The sequence below is a fragment of the Dactylosporangium thailandense genome, assembly GCF_059739745.1.
In genome coordinates this window covers 11,223,633-11,245,173 of the sequence record NZ_AP029195.1, presented here as the reverse complement: position 1 = coordinate 11,245,173, position 21,541 = coordinate 11,223,633, and the positions used below count along the sequence as shown (strand labels likewise).

Sequence of the window (21,541 nt, the reverse complement as noted above, 5' to 3'; positions counted from 1 at the left end):
CGGCGCCCTTTCGCCATATTTCGGATTTCACTCCTATATGCCGCATAAGATCGAGATATGACCGCGATCCTGGTCGCCGACGACGACATGGACATCCGGGACCTCGTCGCCTTCAAGCTGGAACAGGCGGGCTACGAGGTCGTGGCGGTGGACAACGGCCTCGCCGCGCTCACCGCCGCCACCGAGAACCCGCCGGACCTGGTCGTGCTCGACGTCATGATGCCGGGCATGTCGGGCATCGACGTGTGCCGGCAGCTGCGGCAGGAGCAGGGCACCAAGGCGCTGCCGATCATCCTGCTCACGGCCCGCGCCCAGGAGGGCGACGTCGAGGTCGGCTTCGGCGCCGGCGCGGACGACTACATCGTCAAACCCTTCAGCCCGCGGGAGTTGGTGAGCCGGGTCGAGGCGGTCCTGGCCCGCATGCGCACGTGACCCTCGCCGGCGCCGCCCTGGTGGCGCTGTTCGTCCTGATCTTCGCCGCACTGGTCCTCGGCGCCCTCATCGTGGCCGGGCGCACGGTCCGGCGCACCCGCGAGGCCCGGCGCGCCCGGCTCGCCAAGCCGGCCCGCCGGCTGCTGCTCGCCATCGCCGCCGGCGACGACGACCCCGAGCAGATCGAGGAACTGGTGCGACTGCCCGACGACGTGTGGCTCGCCGTCGAGTCCAACGCCATCGCCCTGCTGGGCAAGGTCCGCGGCGAGGCGCACACCGCGCTCGTCGACGTCTTCGAGCGCCGCGGCGCCGCCTGGCGGGCCCGCAGCCAGCTCAAGCGGCGCGATCCGGTGGCCCGGGCGCTCGCCGCCGAGGTGCTGGGCAACCTGGGCCGCAAGGACGCCCTGCTGCCGCTGTGCGACCTGCTCGGCGACCCCGACGCCGACGTGCGCGTGGTCGCCGCCCGCTCGCTCGGGCGCATCGGCGACGCCGGGGCTACCCAGCCGTTGCTGGCCACCCTGCCCAGCCGCCGCCCGGTGCCCGCGCACGTCGTGGCGACCGCGCTGACCCGCCTCGGTACCGCCGCCCAGGGCGCCCTGCTCGCCGCGCTCGACGATCCCCGGGCGCCCGTGCGGGCCTGCGCCGCCGAGGTCCTCGGGCTGATCGGGGCCGTCGGCGCGACCGTGCGGGTGGAGAGCGCGCTGCGGGCCGACCCGGTCGTCGAGGTCCGCGTCGCCGCCGCGCGCACGCTGGGCCGGCTCGGGACCCGCACGGCCCTCGCGCCCCTGGTCGACGCCCTGGAGCCGCAGCATCCGGCCGTACTTCGCGCCGAAGCCGCCAAGGCGCTGGGCGAGCTCGGCGCGGTGAGCGCGGCCCCGGCCCTGACCGGGCTGCTCGCCGACGCCGAGTACGCCGTCGCCCACAACGCCGCCCGCTCCCTGCTGCGGCTGGGCAACGCCGGCCGGGCCGCCCTCGTGGCCGCCGAGCACCGCGCGCACGTGCGCCCCCGGCACAGCGCCGACCCCGACGAGGAACCCGACCCCGAGGTGCTGCTCGGCGCCGCCCACGCCCGCGAGGCCCTGGCCGCCGCGCAGCTCGACGACAAGCGGAAGCAGACGGTGCCCTGATCATGGCCGAGTGGGTCCGGCAGCTGCTGACCGTGACGGACGTCTGCATCCTGACGTACTTCCTGGTCATCAACAGCAGCTACCTGGTGCTGATCGTGCTCGCCGGCGCCGAGTTCGTGCACCATCTGCGCCGGGTGCCCTTCGCCGGGCACGAGGAGACGTACCGCAGCCCCCTGACCGAGCCCGTGTCGGTGCTCGTGCCCGCGTACAACGAATCGGCCGGCATCGTGCAGTCGGTCCAGGCGATGCTCGCGCTGCGGTACCCGGTCTTCGAGGTCATCGTCATCGACGACGGCTCCTCCGACGACACCTTCGAGCGGCTGCGGGAGGAGTTCGGGCTCGTCGAGGTGCCCCGGGTGGTGCCCGACGCGACCCCGACCCGCGGTGGCATCGTCTCCATCCACGTGCCCGGTGAGCGGCCCGACCCGCTCGTGGTCGTGCGCAAGGAGAACGGCGGCAAGACCGACGCGCTCAACACCGGCATCAACGTGGCCCAGCACCCGCTGGTGTGCATGGTCGACGCGGACTCGATCCTCGACCCGCAGGCGCTGCTCTCGGTGGCCAAGCCGTTCTCCGACGACCCCGTGCGCACCGTCGCCTCCGGCGGGGTCATCCGCGTCGCCAACGGCTGCACCGTGGTCGCGGGCCGCATCGTCGACGTCCGGATGCCCCGGCGCTGGCTGCCGCGGGTGCAGGTGGTCGAGTACCTGCGCGCGTTCCTGCTCGGACGCACCGGCTGGTCGCGCGTGGGCGGCCTGCTCATCATCTCGGGCGCGTTCGGCATCTTCCGCCGCGAGCTGCTCATCGAGGTGGGCGGCCTCGCGCACGACTGCATCGGCGAGGACGCCGAGCTGGTGGTGCGGCTGCACAAGCACCTGCGCCGGCAGAAGCGGGACTACCGCATCGTGTTCGTGGCCGAGCCGGTCTCCTGGAGCGAGGCGCCCAGCACGCTGAAGGTGCTGGGCAAGCAGCGCCGCCGCTGGCACCGCGGCATCGCCGAGATCCTCGGCAAGCACAAGGACATGATCCTGAATCCGCGGTACGGCCGCATCGGCCTCGTCGCGATGCCGTACTACGTGCTGTTCGAGCTGCTGGCCCCGCTGATCGAGCTCGCCGGGCTGATCCTGGTCCCGCTCGGCCTCCGGGTCGGTGCCGTCGACACGCACTTCGCGCTCGTGTTCATCGCCGTGGCCTACGGCTACGCGCTGCTGCTGAACCTCATCGCGCTGACCGTCGAGGAGTACTCGTTCCACCGCTACCACCGGTGGACGGACCTGGTCGCCTCGGTGCTCGCCTCGATCGTCGAGAACGTGGGCTACCGGCAGCTCACCGCCCTGTGGCGGGTCATGGGCATGTGGTCGGCGCTGCGCGGCGGCAAGCACGTGTGGGGCGAGATGACGCGGACCGGCTTCCAGACCGTACAGACGCAGCCTTTTGCCCCGGCGCCGCAGGAGGAGCCGGTCAGAGCCAGAGAGGGCGCTCGCGCGGAATCCGGATCGTGAACGTCGTGCCGTGCCCGACCAGGCTGTCCACGGAGATCTCGCCGCCGTGGCCCTCCACGATCGTCTTGGTGATCGCCAGCCCGAGGCCCGCGCCCTGCACCGCCTCCCGCACCGCGAAGGTGCCGCGGAAGAAGCGCGTGAACAGCTGCGGCTGCTCGTCGGCGTCGATGCCCACGCCGTTGTCGCGGACCTTGATCTCGACCTGCTCGCCGTCGACGCGCGCGGTCAGCTCGACCAGCCCTCCGTCCGGAGTGAAGTTCACGCCGTTGACGAGCAGGTTGGCCAGCGCCCGTTGCAGCTGCTCGGGGTCGGCCTCGACGGTGCCGAGCCGACCCTCCACGGCGAGCACGAGCCGGTGGCCGCGCCGCTTGGCCCGCGGCTCGACGGCCGCGCAGGCGCCCGCGAGCACCGCGTGCAGGTCGGTCTCGCACAGCTCGAGGTCGAAGAGGCCGGCCTCCACCCGGGAGATGGTGAGCAGGTCCTCGATGAGCGCGCGCAGCCGGTCGGAGTTGCGGCCGATGACGCCGAGCATGCGCGTCTGCGCCGGGGTGAGCGGGCCGGCGTCGCCGGACGTGAGCACCTCGAGGTGGCCGATGACGTTGGTCAGCGGGGTGCGGAACTCGTGCGACACCGTGGCCACGAAGTCGCTCTTGGCCACGTCGAGCTCGCGCAGCCGGGACACGGCCTCGCGCTCGTGCTCGTAGGCGTGGCGCAGCGCGTCCTCGGTGCGCTTGCGGTCGGTGATGTCGTGCACGAACGCGTTGAACGTCCAGCCCATCATCGGGTCCCGCACCGCCCAGACGGCGAGCTCGATCGGGAACTCGTAGCCGTTGGCGTGCCAGCCGGTGATCTCGATGCGGTTGTCGAGAACCCGCTTCTCCCCCGTCGTCAGGAAGCGCCCGACGCCGAGGTGGTGGGCCTCGCGGTACTGCGGCGGCACGATGGTGTCGGCCAGCCGCCGGCCGATCGCCTCCTCCCTGGACAGGCCGAACACCTTCTCCGCGGCGGCGTTCCAGGAGGTGATCATGCCGCCCTCGTCCATGGCCACGAACGCCTCGACGCAGCTGTCGAGGATGCGCTCCAGGCGCTGGGACCCGAACAGCAGCGCCTGGCGGGCCGCCATGCGGTCGGCGACCCGGCCGAGCTGGATGCCGACGTCGGCCATGATCTCCAGCAGGCCGGGGTCCGGCTCGACCGGCTCGCGGGTGAAGAACTCCAGCACCGCGGCGACGATCCCGCGCCCGGTGACGGGGAAGGCGATGGCGGAGCCGACCCCCTCGACGGCCGGTCGCACCAGCGTCGGCTCGGCGGTCAGGTCGGCGACCCACTGCGGGCGCCCGGTCTTGGCGGCGCGCCCGACGATTCCCGCTCCCAGCGGGAAGCGCACGTCCTCGCTGGCCTTGCGCAGCTCGGCGAACTCCCCCGGCACGTCCTCGTGCCACACGTCAGTGGAGACGAAGACCCGGCGGTCGCGCTCCTCGGGCAGGCACAGGTGGCCCACGGGCCAGCCGGTCGCCGCGCACACCGCGTTGATGACCGGGAGCCCGGCGTCGCGGATGTCGTCGGCTTCGTTCGCGATCCGCGTCGCCTCCTGCAGGAGGGAGACGAGGACGAGTTCGCGATCCTTCGGCACACCTTGATCCTAAATGCCGGACCCGCCGCCATTAGCCCGTTTCGCCACGAACGACGGCAGGTCCGATCACCCCGCTCAGCTGCGGTTTTGTTCAGACTTTTCACCTCAGGCGGCCGCAGTCGCGGGCACGACGCCCGCGGCGATCTCACGGACGTACCGGTAGCCGCCCACCTCGCTGGCGCGCACCGCGTCGCTGGCCGCCACGAGCCGCACGCCGGCGTCGGCGCACGCCTGCACCAGGCGCGGCCCGGGCAGCCGGTGCCGCTCGCTGATCTCCACCACGGTGCCGTTGACCCGGCAGGCCTCGACCAGCTCGGCGAGGGCCGAGTCCGGCACCGCGGCCTCCTCGATCCCGGCGCGGGTCAGGAAGTCCAGCGGGCGGGCCAGGCGCGTCGGCGCGTAGCGCGACACCCGCTCGACGGCCAGCCCGGTGACGGTGACGACCTGGTCGATGACGTCCAGCGCCCGCATCGCGCCGGCGTCGATCTGCGTGCGCACGGCGTCGGGGCTGAGCAGCCCGGCCGGCAGCGGCAGCCGGTTGAGCCCGACCGAGATGACCTCGAGCCCGCTGAGGTCGGACGGGAAGGCGAGCCACCCGTCGATGCCGATCGCCTCGACCTCGACCCCGCGGCGCAGCGTCACGTCGGTGCGCTGCTGGGCTCGCTGGATCGAGGAGAGGTACGGCGGCAGCCAGCTCGTGTCCGGCCCCACCCGGTCGGCGAAGGTCAGCTCCGTGAGCCCGGCCTGCTCGGCCGCGGCGACGAGCACGGAGACGCTGTCGCGCCCGGACGAGAACGCGGTGTGGACGTGACCGTCGGCGGAGAGGTCGATCATCAGGCACTCTTTTCGTGGACGAGTCGGGGCGGAACCATTTCAGGTTCGCCGGGCCCGGTCGCCGCGATCGTTCCCGCCGGGGTGCGGCTCGGTTCGTCGCGCGCCGCACCCAGCGAACCTGGGACAATTGCTGATAAATCGCCCCACGCTTACTCGGCCCGGTCCATCACGGGGCGGCGATAGCGGTACCCGAACCCGCGCACGGACTCGATCGGCGACGCGTCCGGGTCGGTCCAGCCGAGCTTGCGCCGCAGCCGCAGCACCGCGAACTTCACCCGCTCCGGGCCGATGCCCGTCGGGTCGTCCCAGGCCTGGGCGAGCAGCTGGTTGGGCGACAACACCGCACCGGCGTGCCGGACGAGCACGTTGAGCAGCCGGAACTCGGTCGGCGTCAGGCGCACCTCGTCGCCGGCCACGAACGTGCGCCGGGCGGCCGGGTCGATGCGCAGCACGCCGTCGTCGTACACCTCGTCGGCCCACGACGCCGGCCCGGCGCTGCGGCGCAGCAGGGCCTCGACGCGCGCGACGAGCTCGGCGTTGGTGAACGGCTTGGTGAGGTAGTCGTCCGCGCCTCCGCGCAGGCCGCGGACCTTGTCGGACTCCTGGCCGTGCGCGGTGAGCAGCAGCACCGGCACGTCACTGACGTCGCGCAGCCGCTCCAGGACCTGCCAGCCGTCCATCCCCGGGAGGCCGATGTCGAGGATCACCAGCTCCGGCCGCTCGGTGTACGCGTCCCGCAGGCCGGTCCGGCCGTCCTTGGCGTGCGCGACCTGATGGCCCGCCCGCGTCAGGAGCAGGCGCAGTGCCATGGCGATATCCGGATCGTCCTCGACGACGAGAAGTCGGCTCACGATCATCCCCCATTTCGTGCCGGTCGCGTGGGCAACGACAGCGTGACCGTCGTGCCGACCCCTTCAGTGCTGGCGACGCTGATGCTGCCGCCGTGTAACTCGACGATGGCCCGGCTGACGACCAGCCCGAGTCCCGTGCCGGGCATGACCTGCCGCCCGACCGCCGCGGTCACGTTGGAACCGCGGAAGAACGCGCTGAACAGCCGCGGCAGGTCCGCGGCCGGGATGCCCACCCCGGAGTCGGCGACGGAGACGGTCCAGCCCTCGCCGTCCTTCCCGGGCCAGGCCTTCACCGTGACACGGCCCCCGCTGGGCGTGAACTTCACGGCGTTGCTGACGAGGTTGTCCACGACCTGATGCACGCGGGTGTCGTCGCAGACGAGGTCCGGGCCCTCGTCGCACTCGAGCACCAGGTCGATGCCGGCCGCGTGGGCCGCGGGGATCCGCTCGGTGACGGCGACGCCGAGCAGCTCCGGCAGCCGGGTGGGCGTCGGCTTGAGCTGCAGCGTGCGCGCCTCCAGGCGGGACAGCAGCAGCAGGTCTTCGATGAGGCGCAGGAGGCGGTTGGCGTTGCGGTCGATGACCGAGAGGTACGTCTGCTGGTCCTCCGACAGCTCCCCGCTCGTGCTGTCGCCGAGCAGGTGCGAGAACGCGACCACGGACGACAGGGGCCCGCGCAGCTCGTGGGAGACGCTGGCGATGAACTCGTTGTTGAGCGCGGTCGCCTCGACCAGCGCCTGGTTGCGCTCCTCGAGGCCCCGGCTGCGCTCCTCCAGGCCACGGCGCACGGCCACGCGGGCGGTGACGTCGCGCAGGTGGATGAGCGTGCCGCCGTCGGTACCGCCCGGGCCCGCCGGACCCGTGACCGGCACGAGGTCCAGCTCCAGCACCCGCCCGTCCTCGAACGCGAGCTCCTCGCCGACCACGGCGCGGCGGGTGTGGAACCCGGCGCGCAGCCGGTCGACGCGGGCCGCGGACGGGCCGAGCCGGGCGATGGTGCGCGCGATGACCTGGGACCAGTCCAGCGGCTCGGCGTCGTCCGGGTCGTGCTCGGGGCTCACGTCGAGCACGCCGGTGTCCAGCAGCCGGTGCGCGGCCCGGTTCGCCAGGCTCACACTGCCCTCGTCGTCGAGCATGAGCAGCCCGTCGTCCATCGTCTCGACCAGCCGGGCCAGCCGCTGCTGCTCGATGCGCGCGGTGCGCTCGGTGTCGCGCTGGGCGGTGACGTCGAGTCCGAAGAAGACCACGACGCCGACGTCGGCGTCGTCGACGAAGCTGCGCGCGCCGACCTCGATGGTGCGGAAGCGCCCGTTGACAGTGCCCACCCGCAGGTCCACCGCGTGCTCGGGGGTCCGCCCGGCGCAGCAGGCCAGGAACAGGCCCACGGCGGCGGGGCGGTCGTCGGGGTGCACGATGTCCAGCAGCCGGAACTCGGGCGGGCGGTGCCGGTCGTAGCCGAGCACCGCGGTGAACGACTCCGACAGCGCGCTCCAGCCGCGGGCCGGGTCGACGATCAGGATCATCGCGCGGGCGCCGGCGGTGATCGCCCAGGCCAGCGGCGAGCCGTGCATCGGCGGGGGCGGCACCGCGCGGCAGGGCTGGGTGAGCGCGCGGTCGGCGGCGGCGGCGATCTCGGCGGCGGCGGGGAGCAGCTCGGCGCGGGCGGGTGCGGCACTGAACTCGACCCGCAGCTCCTGGCCCCACTGCGCGGGCCCGACCGGCAGCCGCTCCAGCAGGTCGAGCTCGCCGAGCACCGGCAGCACCGCCGGGACGATGTCGGCGGAGCGCACGCCGGAGAAGGCGCGGAACTCGGACACGAGCCGCTGCGCGTCCACCACGGTGGCCGCGTTCGCCGCACGCACCACCAGATCGACCACCGCACCCTCGATGAGGCCGGTGTCGACCAGGCGGTCGGTCTCTCCTCGCAAAGCACTCCTCGCCGGCAGTGAACGCGGCACTTGTCGCTTACTGTCGGTACACCCATATCCTACGCAATGTAATGACATGTCCTGTAACGTTTCCGGAGGACCGAGCGGGTGCTGATGGACGACGAACCGGCCGACAATGAACCGGCGGACAACGAACCGGCGGACAACGAACCGGCCACCGACCTCGCCCAGCTGCGCACGGAGTTCATCCGGGTCGCGTCGCACGAGCTGCGCACCCCGCTGACCTCGATCATCACGTTCGCCACGATGCTCGAGTCGTCCGACGACGCGCTGCCGCTCACCGCCGAGGACCGTCAGGCCGCGATCGGCGTGATCCGGCGCAACGCGGAACACATGCAGGTCATCGTGGCCGACCTGCTCCTGCTCAGCAGCCTGGAGACGGCCGAGGCGCCGCTGGACCGGGCCCCGTTGCCGGTGCCCGAGCTGCTGGATTTTCCGGGTGTACCGCTGCATTGCGCCGCCGGCCCGGACCTCCTCGGCGACCGCGTGCTGCTGCGCGAGCTGTTCCACACCGCCGTGCAGATCGTGACGCTCATGGGCGCGGCCGAGATCGAGGCCTCGTTCGCCGGCGGGCGCTGGTGCGTGGTCGTGTCGGCGGCGACGAGCGCCGCGCTGACCCCCGAGCGGCTGCTGTCCATGCGCATCCCGCACCCCGAGCAGCCCGACGAGCACCGCACCGGCGCCCTGGCCCTCATGCTCGGCCGCGAGATCGCCGCGCGGCACGGCGGCAGCATGGTCACGTCGGTCGACCGGCCGGGAGTCACCGTCCGAATCTCCCTTCCCATCCGTTGAGCCACCGTTTCCGACCGGCTGCAACTTTGCCCGCCTATGGTCGGGCCCATGAGCGCCTCCTCGTTCATCAAGCCGAAGTCGTTCCCGCTCCCGGACGACGAGCAGGAGCGGCTCAAGTCGCTGGCCGGTTACGGCATCGTCGGCGGCCCGCCGCTGCCCGACCTGCCGTCGGTGGTGGAGCTGGCGGCGTACGTCTGCGGCGTGCCCAACGCGGTGGTGAACATCATCTCGGCGTCCCAGCAGATCCAGATGGCCGCGTTCGGCTTCGAGGCGAACGCGTGCTCCCGCGAGGACTCCATGTGCGCGATCAGCATGGTCGAGCCCGAGACGGTGGTCGTGCGCGACGCGACGCAGGACCCGCGCTTCGCCGACAGCCCGTTCGTCACCGGCGAGATCGACGAGGTCCGCTTCTACGCCTCCTCCCAGCTGCGCGACCGCGACGGGCACGTGCTGGGCACGCTGTGCGTGTTCGACACCGAGCCGCACGACCTCAACGCCAGGCAGCGCGAGGGCCTGGACAAGCTGGCCAGGATGGTCATGGACGTGATGGAGCTGCACCGGCACGGCCAGATGCTCGAGCAGGCCCTGGACACGGTCCACCGCACGAGCCGCGAGCTGCAGCGCTCCAACTCCTCGCTGCAGCACTTCGCCGGCCAGGTCAGCCACGACCTCAAGAACCCGCTCACCGGCGTGCTCGGCTTCGTCGCGATGCTCTCCGAGATCCCGGCGGTCGCCGCCGACCCCGACGGCAAGCGCTGCGTCGACCGGGCGCTGTCCTCGGCGACCCGGATGTGGCGCATGATCGAGGACGTCCTCTCGCACGCCTCCCTCGGCGGCCGGCCGTCGTTCACCGAGGTGTCGCTCGAGTCGATCGCCCGCCAGGTGGTCGAGGACGTCGGCACGGCGATCGCCGTCTCCCAGGCCGAGGTCGAGGTCGGCCCGCTGCCCACCGTCGTCGGCGACGCCACCCAGCTGCGCGTGCTGATCCAGAACATGGTGAGCAACTCGCTGAAGTTCCGCGACCGCGGCCGCGACTGCCGCATCTCGCTCACCGCCGGCGAGTCGGAGACGGGCTGGACGCTGAACATCGCCGACAACGGCATCGGCATCGCGGCGGAGGACCGCCCGCGGGTGCTGGAGATGTTCACCCGCCTGCGCACCGACGTCGAGGGCTCCGGCATCGGCCTGGCGACCTGCCAGCGCATCGTCGAGGCGCACGACGCCACGCTCGTCATCGACGAGACCCCGGGCGGCGGCACCACGATGCGCATCACCCTGCCCAAGCCGGCCGACCAGGTGCGCCTGGCGCTCGTCAGCTGAGGCTCAGCCGACGGACTCGAAGGCCGAGTCGATCCGCTCCTCCACGTCCTGCCAGTCGGGCTCGGTGAGCACGACGCCCACCCAGCCCCGGTGTCCGACGTAGGGCGGCCGGAAGTACATCCGCGGATCCTGCTCGATGAGCAGCTCCTGCACGCCCTCGGGCGCGGCGCACCACAGGTGCGGGAACCGGTTCTGGTGATGACCGTCCGGCCAGACCTGGACGAAGGCCTTCCTCCCGCGCTTGAACAGCGGCGTGCCGTGGCTGACGTGCTCGGTCACGCCCGCCAGCGCGAGGCACAGCGCACGGACCCGTGTCACCACGTCGGACATGCGGATCAGCCTAGTTGAGGACGTGTGTCGGCCGTTGTCCGATTGTCCCCCGTTGCAGCACGGGTGCCGACGAGCGCAGGTCCATTGCAGCCTCTAGCTGCACCGATGCTCCCGCTGCGACGCTGGTCGGGCAACGTCAACCGCCCAGGCCACACCCTCGCTTAGGAGCCCCTTGATGACGATCCGACTGGTCGCCGTCGACGAACACGTCCTTCTCCGTCTCGGTCTCAACCGGGTCGTGGCCACGGTTCCCGACATCACCCTCGTCGGCGAGGCCGGCAGCGCGGCCGAGGCCGAGCGCGTCGTGGCCGAGACCGCCGCGAACGTCGTGACGATCGACGCCTCGCTCGCCGACACCGACGGCATCTCCCTGGCCCGCAAGCTGCGTGCCGCGAGCCCGGACCTCGGCGTGGTGCTGCTCAGCGCGGTCAGTGACGACAACCTGCTGTACCGGGCGCTGGACGCCGGCCTCTCGGCGTACGTCACCAAGGCCGCCCCGATCCCGTCGGTCCTCGCCGCGATCCGCCACGCCGCGGTCGCCCCGCACTCGTTCACCGCGCCCGGGCTGTCCTCCGCGCTGTCGCGCCGCCGGGGCCAGACGGGCCTGCTCAGCCAGCGCGAGCAGGAGGTGCTGTCGCTGATGCGGGACGGGCTCTCGCTGCCCACGATCGCCCAGCGCCTGGCCGTGTCCGAGGCGACGGTGAAGACCTACGTGTCGCGGCTCTACAGCAAGCTGCGCGTGAACAACCGCTCGCAGGCGCTGATGGCCGCCGTCAACCAGGGCCTGCTGGTCTCCGTCGACGCCGCCTGAACGTGATGGCCCGGCTCCTCCCCCTGGAGCCGGGCCATCATCGCGTCACGCGGGAATCGTGACCCGCTGGGCGTTGGTGGCGTTGCAGTCCCAGATCTGCAACTGGGTGCCGTCGGTGGTGCTGCTGCTCGGGTCGTCGAGGCAGCGGCCCGACGCCGGGTTGCGCAGCGCCTGCGTGCCGGACACGTACGTCCACTGCTGAGCGCCCGTGCCGTTGCAGTCCCACAGCTGGAGCTTCGTGCCGTTGCCGGTGCCGGCCGACGTCACGTCGAGGCACTTGCCGAGCGCGCGCACGGTGCCGTCACCCGGGAACGTCCACTGCTGGGCGCCCGTGCCGTTGCAGCCCCAGACCTAGATCTTCGTGCCGTTGGCCGTGCCCGAGTTGTTCACGTCCACGCACTTGCCGAGCTGCACGAGCTTCACCGGGCCCGTCTTCGACCCCCCGCCCGACCCGCCGGTGGTGAGCAGGAAGCGATTGTTGGCGGTGTTCCAGTGCGTGGCCAGATACGAGCCGGCCGGCGGGTTGGTGTTGAAGTAGTCGTCCTTGTTGCAGTCCAGCCGGTTGTCCTGGGCCTGGTCCGCGCACACGACCCGCAGGACCGTGCCCGGCCCGTCGTTGTAGCACATGATGTCGTAGTCGTCGGTGCAGTGCCCGTAGGCGGTGTGGTTCGGCGAACTGCTCATCACCGCACCCATCGCGTGCGTGAGCTCGTGCGCCGCCGGCCCCGAACCCCAGCACCCGGAGTCGACCCGGCTGAAGCTGGCCCCGGAGTTGTTGTAGTTGTCCTGCCCCGGGCGGTCGTCCAGCGTCACGTACGCGACGCCGCACAGGGCGGTCGCGTCGACGTACATCAGGTACTTGCGGTCGGTCCGGTTGTAGCCCTGCGCCTTGATCGCGTTCACCGAGTTGCCGAAGTCGCCCAGCGACCCGTTGTCGATGGCCACGTCCGTGACGGCGATGTTGCACGAGCTGTCGGTCACGAACCGGATGTGCCGCACACCGCCGGTCTGGGCCGCGCTGGCGCTGTAGATGTCGTCCACGCCCTGGGTCCAGGTCCGGATCGAGGCCAGATACTGGCTGTACCGATCCGCGTTGCCCGACCCGTGAATGTAGAGCACCTGCACCCGGTTCCCCGACTGCCCGTCACCGTCACACACGATGCTCGCCGCGGCCCCGGCCTGCACCGCACTCTTCGACTCCGCGAGCGGCGCCACCGACCGCCGCACATCGGTGCCCGCGAACGCCGCGTCCGGCCCGTGCGAACACGCCCCCGCCACGTTCTTCAGCTCGAACAGCCCCTTGCAACGCCCCGTACCGACCTTGAACCCGTCGTACACGAGACCACGCGCACCGTCATTCGCCGGAATCGTCGGGTCCGGCGGCCCCTGCCGCTGCTGCTGCGCCCACGCGGGCGCCGTACCGATACCGACGACCAGCAAAGCCCCCGCCACAATGGCAAGCACCTTCGGCCGCGGCCTGAACTTCAATCGAAACATGGGCATCTCCCGCTGGCGGACGGGTCAGGAACGCCCAGTGTGTCCCACTAAATCGCCATAGAACAATGTCCGACAGTGATTTGTTTAACTTTGTTTACTACACACATGCTTCGCGAAGCCGCACGGCCAGTTGCACGACCCGCCGCCCGGAACGACGACGACGGCCGGGCCCGGGTGTACCGAGCGCCGGCCGCCGCCGAAACCGTAGCGTCAGATCTTCAGGTCGTACTGGTACAGGTTGTACTTCGTCATCAGCGCGACGACCTTCGTCGTGTACAGCGGGTCCGTCGCGTAGCCACCCTTGTGGATCTCGGCGATGAACTGGTTCGGGTTCGTCGTGTAGTTGAACGCGGCCGCGTACCGGGCCAGCGACTTCAGGTTCGCCCCGTGGTCGCGGAAGGAGTCCACCGACGTGCGGTAGGTGCGGAACGTCGCCACCGTCGTGACGCAGGCGCCCGCGGCGTTGCACTCCTGCGTGGAGTACGCCTTGCAGCCCGCCGCGTAGGAGCCCGGCGCGTTGTTGAAGCATTTCATGCCGAAGAAGTTGTTGTCGTTCGCCGACAGCGAGCTGCGGCCCCAGCCCGACTCCAGGATCGCCTGCGCCAGGGTCACCGACGCGGGCACCTTCGTGTCGCGCTGGCTCTGCTGGGCGGCGGGGATGGAGGCGGCGAGGAACTGCTCGTTGGTCATGGTGCCGGTCGGGCCCATCGGCACCGCGGCCACCGGCGCGGACGGGGCGGGGGCGGGGGCGGCCGGGGCGGCGGGGGCCGCGGGCGGGGCGCAGACCGGGAGCTTCGGGTTGCCGGAGACGAACGCGTGCGAGATGTAGTCGCCGATCGCGGTGCGGTCCCACTGCGCGGTCTTGCGCACGTTGCCGCGCAGGTACTGTCCGCTCACCCGGCAGGTGACCGTGACCTTCTGCTTGTTCTTGACCGTCCGGGTCTGGCCGAACCAGTTGGCGGCGCCACTGCGAGCGGCGAGCGAGCCCTTGACGCGAACACTGACAACGGCGGCGTCGGCCGGTGCAGCGGCCACGACGAGCGTCGTGGCGGTCGCGGCAAGGGCCAGCGCCGGAGCGAAAACGAACTTCGTGAACGAACGCAGCATCAGACGATCTCCGGTGCAGGGGTGAGCAGGACCCCACAAAGATCGTCAACCGGCGTTGCGGGCCTCGTTCCCCGCCGGGTGCCAGGCCGTTGCCAGGCCCACCCGGACGCCCTCGGCACGCGGGCGCTCGAGCGCTCCCGAGCCCGGCGGCACGAGCGTCAGCGCGCTCGGCGGCAGGTCGTGCCGGCGCAGCGTGCCCAGGACGGTGCCGAACAGTTGCGGCTCGCGCTGCCGCGGCGCGGAGAGCCGCGTCGCCACCCGCGGCCCAGGCTCGAACGTCACGGCCTGGTTGCGCCCGGCGGCCTTGGCCGCGTAGAGCGCGAGGTCGGCGTCGCGCAGCGGGTCGGCCGAGCCGAGCAGCGGCAGCGCCCGATGCCCGTGGTGACCGTCACGAGCAAGGCGCGCCGCGCGAGCCGGCTCAGTTGGTCCCGTACTGCTGCTTGAGCGCCAGGTAGTCGCCGAGGCCGAGGCCCCGGTACGCGGTCGAGCAGTCCGGCAGCCCGTCGGTCATGGTGAGCGCCGCGTGCTGGGCGTAGGAGACGTGGCCGAGCCCAAAGGCGTGGCCGAACTCGTGGGTGATGGTGCCCTCGAGGTCCCAGCGGTTGCTGCACGACGGCGGGATGTTCAGGAAGAACAGGCCCTCGGTGTCGTCGATGAGGATGTCGGCCTCGACGCTGCGGCCGTTCTCCTTGCCGCCGTACCACCAGATGCACGTGACCGCGAGCAGCCCCTGGTTGAGCGGGCCGAAGGAGACCGCGTTGTACCCGTCGCGCTGGCCGCACCCACCCGTGGAGGTGACGCCCGCGGTGCGGTCGGTCTTGCCCGCGTACGACTCGGAGATCCCGAGGTTCTGGGGCAGGCCGCAGTCGTTGCGCCCCGTGTCGACCGTGTAGGCCGCGCTGCGCAACGAGTTCACGACGGCGGTGCGGTCGCCGAGGTAGGCGGGGATCGTCTTCTCGTTGACCCGCCACTTGAGCTCGCTGCGCCAGCGCATCCCCAGCCAGGTTCCGGCCGGGTCCGCGCAGCGCCCGCCGTCCATGGCGGCCTCGGCGGGCTGCCCGGTCGGCGGTCCGGGGATCACGACGGCGAATCGAGCGGTCTGCATGGTCATGGGTGGTTCGCCCACGAGCCAGGCCGCGCAGAGTACGAGCGGGAGCAAGGCCCGCAGCACCGCCGCCAGACCAGTGTCGATCTTCGGCACGAATCCATTCTGAGCCGCGCAACCCCCCGCAGGGGTGACTTTCGGCAAACGCGCCCGGGACGCCATGGCCCGCTGATTGCCCACCTGCGCCCGCTCGACACCCACCCCGCACCGGCCCGTCGGGTGAACGGTGGCGGCCGTCCGTGCGGCCGCCGGACAGACCAGCCAGATCACACTCGGTCATTCTTGAGTCACACCGAGTCGAGGGGGACGCACATGAAGGCCATCGCGAAGCTGATCGCACGCACCGCTCGCGGCGACCGCGGCGCGGCGACGCTCGACGTCGGCCTGGGGGCCATCCTGCTCGGCGTCACGCTGGTCGCCGCGGTCACGCTCTTCGGCTGAACCCGGCCCGCGACGGCCCCGAGGGCGGCCCCAGCGGCAGCAGGCAGGTGACCACCGTCCCCTGCCCGGTCGCCGGGGTAGCCCAGATCCGGCCGCCGTGCCGCTCCACGATCGTCTTCGTGATCGCCAGGCCCAGGCCGGTCCCCTGGCTCTGCCGCTCGTGCGAACGGCTCGATCGGAAGAACTGCTCGAAGATCTGGTCGATCTCGTTCTCCGGAATCCCCATCCCGGTGTCGGAGACGGTCAGGCGCACCTGCTCCCCGTCGAGGTCGGCGGCGAGGCGCGCGTGGCCGCCGGCCGGGGTGAACTTCAGCGCGTTGTCGAGCAGGTTGATGACCACGCGTTCGAGCTGGTCGCGGTCGCCCTGCACGAACAGGGGGTCCTCGGGCAGGTCGACTTCCAGGTGTACGTTGCGCTGCCCCCGAATCGCGTGCAGTGCCTCGAGGGCGCCGGAGACCACCGCCGCGATCTGCACCGGACCGGCGTTGATCTTCACGGCCCCGGCCTCGATGCGCGAGAGCATCAGCAGGTCCTCGATCAGGGCGAGCAGGCGGCGCGCGTTGCGCTCGACCGCGGCCAGCAGCCGGGCCTGCGCCTGCGCGACCGGGCCCGCGTCGCCGTCGACGATGACCTCCACGTTGCCCAGGATGCTCGTCAGCGGCGTGCGCAGCTCGTGCGAGACGGTCGCGACGAGGTCGGCCCGCACCTTGTCCAGCTCGCGCAGGCGCGCGGTCGCGTCGCGCTCGCGGTCCAGGGCGTGGCGCATCGCCTCGACGGTGCGCCGTTCGCGGGTGACGTCGCGGGCCACGCTGAGGTAGCCGGCGACGTCGCCGCACTCGTCACGGATGACGCTGACGGTCTGCGCCACCGGCACCAGGGAACCGTCGTGGCGCCGGTAGACGCACTCGCGCGGCTCCACGTCGCCGGCCCGCGCGGGCGCGAAGATCTCCTCGAGCGAGCCGAGCCCGCCGGGCGCGTGGAAGCGGGCGAGGTCGGCGGTGCCCACGACGTCGGCGGCGCGGTACCCCAGCATCCGCTCGGCCCCGGCGTTGAACACGGTCACCGTCCCGCACCGGTCCACGCCGATGATGGCCTGCTCGGTCGCGGCGGCGAGCACGTCGGCGAAGAGCCGCTCGGTGCGCCGCTGCTCGGTGACGTCGATGCCGGTGCAGATCACGTGCGCGAAGCGGCCCTCGTCGTCGGTGATCGCCGCGGTGCTCCAGGCGATGCGGCGCCGGCCGCCGGGGACGATCCAGTCGCGCTCGGCCGAGCGTGGAAGGCCCGTGGTGGCGATGCCGGCGAGCTCGGCGTCCAGTCTCGGGCCGTCGACGACGGAGAGGCCGAGGTCGCGGTACGGCCGCCCGATCACCTCGGACGCGTCCCGCCCGGTCAGCTCCTCGCAGCTGCGGTTGAACGCGGTGACGGTGCCGTCGGCGTCCGCCGCGATCACGAGGAAGCCGGTCGAGTCGAGGATGGCCTGGCTGAAGTCGCGGTCGCGGCGCGCGCTGCGGGTGGCCCGCACGAGTTGGTGGGCGGCCGCGCGGGCGTGGCGGGTCCAGCCCTGCGCCGCGGTGGCCACGATGATGCCGATGGCGACGACGAGCACGCCCCGGCGCCACTCGGCGCGCAGCACGTCGGTGTCGAGCAGCGCGGGCACGGCGAACACGAGCGCCATGACGGTGACGCCGGCCGCGGTGGCGAGCGGGCCGTGGTAGAGCCCGAGCCACAGCACGGGCAGCAGGGCGAGCGGGGCGTAGCCGGTCGGCCCGCCGTCGCTGCCGACGTTGAGCAGCACGACCACGCCGAAGTACCCCAGCGGCGGGATGGCCTCCAGCAGGATCGGCATCCGCCCCCACGGCACGAGCACGACCAGGGCCAGCAGCACCAGCACCAGGCCGGCGGCGGCCGCGAGGGCGACGGGGTGCACGCTCGGCGGCAGCAGGGCGACGCCGAACGCGAGCGCGGTCACCGCGAGGACCGGCAGGATCCGCGGCCGGCGGCCGGGTGCGTCCGGCGTCCGCGGTTGCGCCTCGCCCAGGGACATGTCCTCATTCTCGGGCGAACCGGGCTGTGCGGGCATGCGAACGCGATACAACCCAATACGAACTGCCGGGAGCGCGACCGCGAGCCGGATCCGGACACGCGGCGAGACCCGGCCGCGACGCATCGCGGCCGGGTCTCGGCGTGCTGCTGGGCTTGCTGGTGGGCTTACTTCTCGGTGCGCAGCATCTTGCTGAGGGCCTTCACGGCCACGTCGCTGGGCGAGGCGGCTTCGCGGTTGGCCTTCTGCAGCTCGCGGTACACCTCTTCGCGGTGGACCTGGATGCTGCGGGGCGCCTTGATGCCCAGCCGCACCACGTCGCCGCGCACGTCGAGCACCGTGACGACGACGTCGTCGCCGACCATCACGCTTTCTCCGGGACGTCGGGTCAGGACGAGCACAAGCCGCTCCTTCGCTGGGCGATAGGCGAACAGTACCCGAATTGTCGGCATCGCCGGGCGGGAATGCCCGGCGTCACCCCGTTCAGGCGACCATGAGCTTCTGGCGCACCGGAAGCCCGCTGTGACTGAGGATCAGCTGTACCGCCCGGCGGCTGCGCTGGTCGAGCACGATCGGAGCCATCAGGTTGGCGGTGGCGTCCTCGGCGCCGGCCTCCCCCGCGGTGACCACGAGCAGCACCAGCAGGTCGCTCTGGTCGGTGACGCCGAGCGCGGCGAGGGTCTCGTCGTCGATCTCGGCCTCGTAGTCGGGGAAGAACTGCGTCGGCGGGACGACCAGGAACCGCAGCCCGTCGGTGTCCACGGACTTCAGCGAGAACAGCACCCCGGCGTCGTCGAGACGCACGAGCACGAAGCGGCGGTCCTCGGGGAAGCCCGGGATCGGCGCGACGAAGTCGATCACCGGCAGCGTGGTCGTCTCCGGACTGTCAACGGTCGCGACGCTCATAGATTCCTCACGATGACTGGAGCCGCCTCGCGGCCTACCGCAGGAAGTCCACCAGCGACGGCTGGATGACCTTCGCGGTCGCGGCCAGCGCCGCCTGATATGCGGTCTGCTGCAGGGACAGCTCGGTGATGGTCTTCGGCAGGTCGATGTCCTCGACGTCGGACAGCTGGGTCCTCAGGTCGAGCACCCGGTTCTCCGCGGCCTGCTGCAATTGTGAAACCTGATTATATCGGGATCCAACCCCCGAAAGCCCCGTCTGCACCTGTTTCTGCGCCGTGTCGACGCTGGCGAGGTCCCCCTGCAGCGCGCTGGGGTTGTTGCGCAGGTCGTCGGCGATCCGCTGGAGCATGTTGAAGACGTTGCCGGAGCCGGAGCCGAACACCGACGCGGCGTCGGTGTCGACCCGCACCGAGGCGTTGGCCCCGACCGTGCGGTTCACCGAGCCGCCGTCGCCCACGTAGTTGCCGTTCTGGTCGTAGGCGATGCTGCCGGCGGTGGTGCCGCCGAAGATCGGGCGGTCGAGGTAGGTGGTGTTGGCCAGGTCGAGCATCGAGCCGCGCAGGTTGTCGACCTCCAGGGCGATCGCCTCGCGGGCCTCGGAGTTGCCGCCGGTGCCGTTGGACATGCCGGTCAGCACGAGCTCGCGGACCCGGTTGAGCTGAGTCGAGGCGCTGGTCAGCGCCGTGTCGGCCTGGTTCAACCAGCCCATCCCGTCATCGCCGTTGCGTGAGTACTGATTCAGCGTCGCCATGTCGCTGCGGGTCTGCATCGCGATGACCGCGCCGCCGGGCGAGTCCGACGCCTTGGTGATGAGCTTGCCGCTGGAGAGCTGGTTCTGCAGGTCCTGGTTCTTCTGCAGGTTGACCTGCAGGTTGGCCAGGGTGTTCGTGGCCACCGACCGTTCGGTGACGCGGAAGCCGGGCATCCGTTCCCTCCTCCTGCTACCTCTTCATGTTGATCAGCGTGTCCATCGTGGTGTCCACGACGCTGATCACCTTCGCGGCGGCCTCGTACGCCCGCTGGAACTGCAGCAGGTTGGTCATCTCCTCGTCGAGGCTGACGCCCGACTCCGCCTGCTCGGCGGACGTGGCGTCGTCGGCGATGACCTGCTGCGCCTGGGCCCGCCGGTTGATCGTCTGGGCCTGGATGCCGACGTCGACCACGAAGTTGCGGTACTGCGTGTCGGGCCCCTGGGGGTCCTGGGCGATCGCGGCCAGCGCGTTGGCGTTGTCGCCCTGGTACGACGTCGTCGCCGTGCTCGACGCGGCGATCTTCGTCGGGTCGGTGATCGCCACCCGGATGTCCTTGGCGCTCGAACCCGTGAAGAACGCGCCGCCCGGCTGCGGGTTCGGCGTGCTCGACGGCGGCGTGGTGCTGATGTCGTAGCCCTGCGCGTGCTGCGCGTTCACCTTCTGGATGAGGGTGGCGGCCACGCTGTCCAGGCCCGCCACCGTGTTCGGGATGGTGGAGGTCAGCGCCTCCAGGCCCGAGGCCATCTTGCCCGTGGTGATGCCGGCCGAGGTGTTGTTGTCGGCGTACACCACCTGCACCGGGTTGACCGCGATCCCGTCGACCGTCGTGCTGCCGACCGCCTGCAGATTGCGCACGGTGTCGCCCTGCACGAGCAGGTTGCCGCCCAGCGAGACGTCGACGGTGCCGTTGTCGTTGAGCCGGCCGGTCGCGCCGGTGAGCTCGGAGAGCTTCAGCACCAGCTGGTCGCGCTGGTCGGACAGCTCGTTGGTCGGCATGTTGGCCGTCTTGGCCAGGGCGATGCGGTCGTTGAGGTCCGCGATGCCGGCCGAGGTCTGGTTGACCACGGCGACGTCGGCGTCGAGGGCCTCGCGGGTCGCGCCGAAGAGGTTGTCGAGGTTCTGCCGGGTCGTGCCCATCGTCGCGGCGACGGTGTTGGCGCGCGAGAGCAGCTGGGTGCGGGCCGAGGTGTCGCCGGGCCGGTTGGCCACGTCCGACCATGCCGACCAGTAGTCGGCCAGTTGGGCCTGCAGGCCGTTGTCGCCGGGCTCGCCGAGGGCCTGCTCGACGTTGCCGAAGACCATGCTCTGCGCCTGCAGGTACTCGTTGAGCCCCCGCTCGGCCCGGGTCCGGTTCGTCATGAACTCGTCGTGCAGCCGGGTGACGTCGGTGATGCGCACGCCGTCGCCGACCCCTTGGCTGGTCGACCAGCGGGCCGGCGTGGAGAGGTTCTCGACCGGCGAGAGCTCGACGCGCTGGCGGGAGTACCCCTCGGTGTTCGCGTTGGCGATGTTCTGCCCGGTCAGGTCGAGGGCGCGACGCTGGGCGTAGAGGGCGGACAGGGCCGTGTTCAGGCCGGAGAACGTGCTCATCTACATCGCCTCGTCAATCAGCCGGGTGCGGGGGGCGGCCGCGACGGTCTCGCCCTTGCGCCCGTAGGTCTCGACGGACCCGACGACGGCGAGCATCGTCTCGCGCGCCGCGCGGGCCCCCGTGGTGAGCAGGTCGCGATTCGCCTCGGCGATCGCGCTCACCTCGGCGGTGATCGTCAGGAACGCCTTGCGGTGCTGGTTGAGCAGGTCGGACCACGGCGCCGGGGCGGCCTCGGCGAGCTTGCTCAGGCTCGGGTTCGGGCCCAGCCCGAACTCGGCGCCGATCGCCTCGACCTCGGCGGCCCGCACGACCTCGGTGCGCCGGATCTCCTCCAGCACCACCTCCACCTCGCGGGTGGCGTGCGCGAGCCAGCGCGTCCGGCCGGAGGCGAGCACGAGCTGCTCCTCCTCCAGCTTGAACAGCAACAGCTCCAGCATCTCGCGCTCCCGCCACAGGATGCTCGCGAGATCCGCCAGCGCCATCCGTTCCGCCTCTCCCTCGTGCGACGGGTCGGCCGGGC

22 protein-coding genes and 1 pseudogene are annotated in these 21,541 nt (G+C 71.6%); 7 read left to right on the top strand and 16 right to left on the bottom strand.

The genetic code is table 11. The annotated features are described in order from the left end of the window. Window positions 1–57 precede the first annotated feature (57 nt). From AC6JBM_RS50450 to AC6JBM_RS50440, 3 genes are read left to right on the top strand one after another with little or no spacing between them, the layout of a single operon-like run. A complete protein-coding gene (locus AC6JBM_RS50450) occupies window positions 58–432 on the top strand; it encodes a response regulator transcription factor (protein ID WP_350620894.1) in 375 nt (124 codons plus the stop codon). Then, entirely contained in the window at window positions 429–1,559 is a 1,131-nt protein-coding gene (locus AC6JBM_RS50445; protein WP_497980639.1) for a HEAT repeat domain-containing protein, read from the top strand. The genes AC6JBM_RS50450 and AC6JBM_RS50445 overlap by 4 nt, the downstream gene beginning before the upstream one ends. 2 nt (window positions 1,560–1,561) lie before the next feature. Then, window positions 1,562–3,061, top strand: a complete 1,500-nt coding sequence (locus AC6JBM_RS50440; RefSeq protein WP_497980638.1) for a glycosyltransferase family 2 protein — start codon at window positions 1,562–1,564, stop codon at window positions 3,059–3,061. On the opposite strand, the gene AC6JBM_RS50435 is transcribed toward AC6JBM_RS50440, so the two are convergent. From AC6JBM_RS50435 to AC6JBM_RS50420, 4 genes are all read right to left on the bottom strand, one after another. Further along, the gene (locus AC6JBM_RS50435; protein WP_497980637.1) at window positions 3,021–4,694 is read right to left on the bottom strand and encodes an ATP-binding protein; all 1,674 of its coding nucleotides are present in this window, start codon (window positions 4,692–4,694) and stop codon (window positions 3,021–3,023) included. The two genes, AC6JBM_RS50440 and AC6JBM_RS50435, sit on opposite strands and share 41 nt — an antisense overlap. Window positions 4,695–4,799: 105 nt before the next feature. Then, window positions 4,800–5,528, bottom strand: a complete 729-nt coding sequence (locus tag AC6JBM_RS50430) for a hydrolase (protein WP_497980636.1) — start codon at window positions 5,526–5,528, stop codon at window positions 4,800–4,802. Window positions 5,529–5,677: 149 nt separating this feature from the next. Further along, window positions 5,678–6,385: a response regulator transcription factor gene (locus AC6JBM_RS50425; protein ID WP_246655778.1), complete on the bottom strand. Its 708-nt coding sequence runs from the start codon at window positions 6,383–6,385 to the stop codon at window positions 5,678–5,680. Continuing rightward, the gene (locus tag AC6JBM_RS50420; RefSeq protein ID WP_497980635.1) at window positions 6,382–8,307 is read right to left on the bottom strand and encodes a sensor histidine kinase; all 1,926 of its coding nucleotides are present in this window, start codon (window positions 8,305–8,307) and stop codon (window positions 6,382–6,384) included. Before AC6JBM_RS50420 ends, AC6JBM_RS50425 begins: the two co-directional genes overlap by 4 nt. Window positions 8,308–8,421: 114 nt before the next feature. Here AC6JBM_RS50420 and AC6JBM_RS50415 point away from each other — a divergent pair, with 114 nt between their 5' ends. Further along, window positions 8,422–9,120, top strand: coding sequence for a sensor histidine kinase (locus AC6JBM_RS50415; RefSeq protein ID WP_497980634.1), 699 nt, complete (start codon window positions 8,422–8,424; stop codon window positions 9,118–9,120). A 48-nt stretch (window positions 9,121–9,168) separates the two neighbouring features. Next, entirely contained in the window at window positions 9,169–10,440 is a 1,272-nt protein-coding gene (locus AC6JBM_RS50410) for a sensor histidine kinase (protein WP_497980633.1), read from the top strand. Window positions 10,441–10,443: 3 nt separating this feature from the next. Here the strand turns inward: AC6JBM_RS50410 and AC6JBM_RS50405 are convergent, their stop codons facing one another. Then, complete coding sequence (locus AC6JBM_RS50405; protein ID WP_497980632.1) at window positions 10,444–10,770, bottom strand: MmcQ/YjbR family DNA-binding protein; 327 nt, start codon at window positions 10,768–10,770, stop codon at window positions 10,444–10,446. A 175-nt stretch (window positions 10,771–10,945) separates the two neighbouring features. Between AC6JBM_RS50405 and AC6JBM_RS50400 the strand changes: the two genes are divergently transcribed. Beyond that, window positions 10,946–11,581, top strand: coding sequence for a response regulator transcription factor (locus AC6JBM_RS50400; protein WP_350620913.1), 636 nt, complete (start codon window positions 10,946–10,948; stop codon window positions 11,579–11,581). Between the two features lie 45 nt (window positions 11,582–11,626). Here the strand turns inward: AC6JBM_RS50400 and AC6JBM_RS50395 are convergent. The 5 genes and pseudogenes from AC6JBM_RS50395 to AC6JBM_RS50375 form a co-directional block, all read right to left on the bottom strand. Next, window positions 11,627–11,920: pseudogene (locus AC6JBM_RS50395) on the bottom strand (RICIN domain-containing protein); the annotation flags it as partial. Between the two features lie 12 nt (window positions 11,921–11,932). Continuing rightward, window positions 11,933–13,033: a hypothetical protein gene (locus AC6JBM_RS50390; protein WP_497980631.1), complete on the bottom strand. Its 1,101-nt coding sequence runs from the start codon at window positions 13,031–13,033 to the stop codon at window positions 11,933–11,935. A 255-nt stretch (window positions 13,034–13,288) separates the two neighbouring features. Continuing rightward, window positions 13,289–14,185, bottom strand: coding sequence for a sporangiospore maturation cell wall hydrolase GsmA (gsmA, locus tag AC6JBM_RS50385; RefSeq protein WP_497980630.1), 897 nt, complete (start codon window positions 14,183–14,185; stop codon window positions 13,289–13,291). A 45-nt stretch (window positions 14,186–14,230) separates the two neighbouring features. Beyond that, entirely contained in the window at window positions 14,231–14,467 is a 237-nt protein-coding gene (locus AC6JBM_RS50380) for a hypothetical protein (protein ID WP_497980629.1), read from the bottom strand. Window positions 14,468–14,603: 136 nt separating this feature from the next. Next, entirely contained in the window at window positions 14,604–15,386 is a 783-nt protein-coding gene (locus tag AC6JBM_RS50375) for a zinc metalloprotease (protein ID WP_497980628.1), read from the bottom strand. 216 nt (window positions 15,387–15,602) lie between these two features. On the opposite strand from AC6JBM_RS50375, the gene AC6JBM_RS50370 reads away from it, so the two are divergent. Next, window positions 15,603–15,731, top strand: coding sequence for a hypothetical protein (locus tag AC6JBM_RS50370; protein WP_497980627.1), 129 nt, complete (start codon window positions 15,603–15,605; stop codon window positions 15,729–15,731). Here the strand turns inward: AC6JBM_RS50370 and AC6JBM_RS50365 are convergent. The 6 genes from AC6JBM_RS50365 to flgN all read right to left on the bottom strand — a co-directional run bounded on the left by AC6JBM_RS50365 (window position 15,715) and on the right by flgN (window position 21,503). Next, window positions 15,715–17,775 carry an ATP-binding protein gene (locus AC6JBM_RS50365; RefSeq protein ID WP_497980626.1) on the bottom strand — a complete coding sequence of 687 codons (2,061 nt, stop codon included), beginning with the start codon at window positions 17,773–17,775 and terminating at the stop codon, window positions 15,715–15,717. The two genes, AC6JBM_RS50370 and AC6JBM_RS50365, sit on opposite strands and share 17 nt — an antisense overlap. A gap of 164 nt (window positions 17,776–17,939) precedes the next feature. Continuing rightward, the gene (csrA, locus tag AC6JBM_RS50360) at window positions 17,940–18,224 is read right to left on the bottom strand and encodes a carbon storage regulator CsrA (RefSeq protein WP_497980625.1); all 285 of its coding nucleotides are present in this window, start codon (window positions 18,222–18,224) and stop codon (window positions 17,940–17,942) included. 31 nt (window positions 18,225–18,255) lie between these two features. Further along, window positions 18,256–18,678: a flagellar assembly protein FliW gene (gene fliW, locus AC6JBM_RS50355; RefSeq protein WP_497980624.1), complete on the bottom strand. Its 423-nt coding sequence runs from the start codon at window positions 18,676–18,678 to the stop codon at window positions 18,256–18,258. A gap of 34 nt (window positions 18,679–18,712) precedes the next feature. After that, window positions 18,713–19,603, bottom strand: coding sequence for a flagellar hook-associated protein FlgL (gene flgL / locus AC6JBM_RS50350; RefSeq protein WP_497980623.1), 891 nt, complete (start codon window positions 19,601–19,603; stop codon window positions 18,713–18,715). 16 nt (window positions 19,604–19,619) lie between these two features. Next, window positions 19,620–21,020 (bottom strand): flagellar hook-associated protein FlgK, encoded by a 1,401-nt coding sequence (gene flgK / locus AC6JBM_RS50345; RefSeq protein WP_497980622.1) that lies wholly within the window; start codon window positions 21,018–21,020, stop codon window positions 19,620–19,622. Continuing rightward, the gene (gene flgN, locus AC6JBM_RS50340) at window positions 21,021–21,503 is read right to left on the bottom strand and encodes a flagellar export chaperone FlgN (RefSeq protein WP_350627088.1); all 483 of its coding nucleotides are present in this window, start codon (window positions 21,501–21,503) and stop codon (window positions 21,021–21,023) included. Window positions 21,504–21,541 lie beyond the last annotated feature (38 nt).

Coding starts and splice junctions, on each gene's coding strand:
- AC6JBM_RS50365 (WP_497980626.1), bottom strand. CDS start 17,775: ATGTCCCTGGGCGAGGCGCAACCGCGGACGCCGGACGCACCCGGCCGC.
- AC6JBM_RS50415 (WP_497980634.1), top strand. CDS start 8,422: ATGGACGACGAACCGGCCGACAATGAACCGGCGGACAACGAACCGGCG.
- AC6JBM_RS50430 (WP_497980636.1), bottom strand. CDS start 5,528: ATGATCGACCTCTCCGCCGACGGTCACGTCCACACCGCGTTCTCGTCC.
- AC6JBM_RS50440 (WP_497980638.1), top strand. CDS start 1,562: ATGGCCGAGTGGGTCCGGCAGCTGCTGACCGTGACGGACGTCTGCATC.
- gsmA (WP_497980630.1), bottom strand. CDS start 14,185: ATGCTGCGTTCGTTCACGAAGTTCGTTTTCGCTCCGGCGCTGGCCCTT.
- AC6JBM_RS50405 (WP_497980632.1), bottom strand. CDS start 10,770: ATGTCCGACGTGGTGACACGGGTCCGTGCGCTGTGCCTCGCGCTGGCG.
- fliW (WP_497980624.1), bottom strand. CDS start 18,678: ATGAGCGTCGCGACCGTTGACAGTCCGGAGACGACCACGCTGCCGGTG.
- AC6JBM_RS50425 (WP_246655778.1), bottom strand. CDS start 6,385: ATGATCGTGAGCCGACTTCTCGTCGTCGAGGACGATCCGGATATCGCC.
- AC6JBM_RS50370 (WP_497980627.1), top strand. CDS start 15,603: ATGAAGGCCATCGCGAAGCTGATCGCACGCACCGCTCGCGGCGACCGC.
- csrA (WP_497980625.1), bottom strand. CDS start 18,224: ATGCCGACAATTCGGGTACTGTTCGCCTATCGCCCAGCGAAGGAGCGG.
- AC6JBM_RS50450 (WP_350620894.1), top strand. CDS start 58: ATGACCGCGATCCTGGTCGCCGACGACGACATGGACATCCGGGACCTC.
- flgL (WP_497980623.1), bottom strand. CDS start 19,603: ATGCCCGGCTTCCGCGTCACCGAACGGTCGGTGGCCACGAACACCCTG.
- AC6JBM_RS50410 (WP_497980633.1), top strand. CDS start 9,169: ATGAGCGCCTCCTCGTTCATCAAGCCGAAGTCGTTCCCGCTCCCGGAC.
- flgK (WP_497980622.1), bottom strand. CDS start 21,020: ATGAGCACGTTCTCCGGCCTGAACACGGCCCTGTCCGCCCTCTACGCC.
- flgN (WP_350627088.1), bottom strand. CDS start 21,503: ATGGCGCTGGCGGATCTCGCGAGCATCCTGTGGCGGGAGCGCGAGATG.
- AC6JBM_RS50400 (WP_350620913.1), top strand. CDS start 10,946: ATGACGATCCGACTGGTCGCCGTCGACGAACACGTCCTTCTCCGTCTC.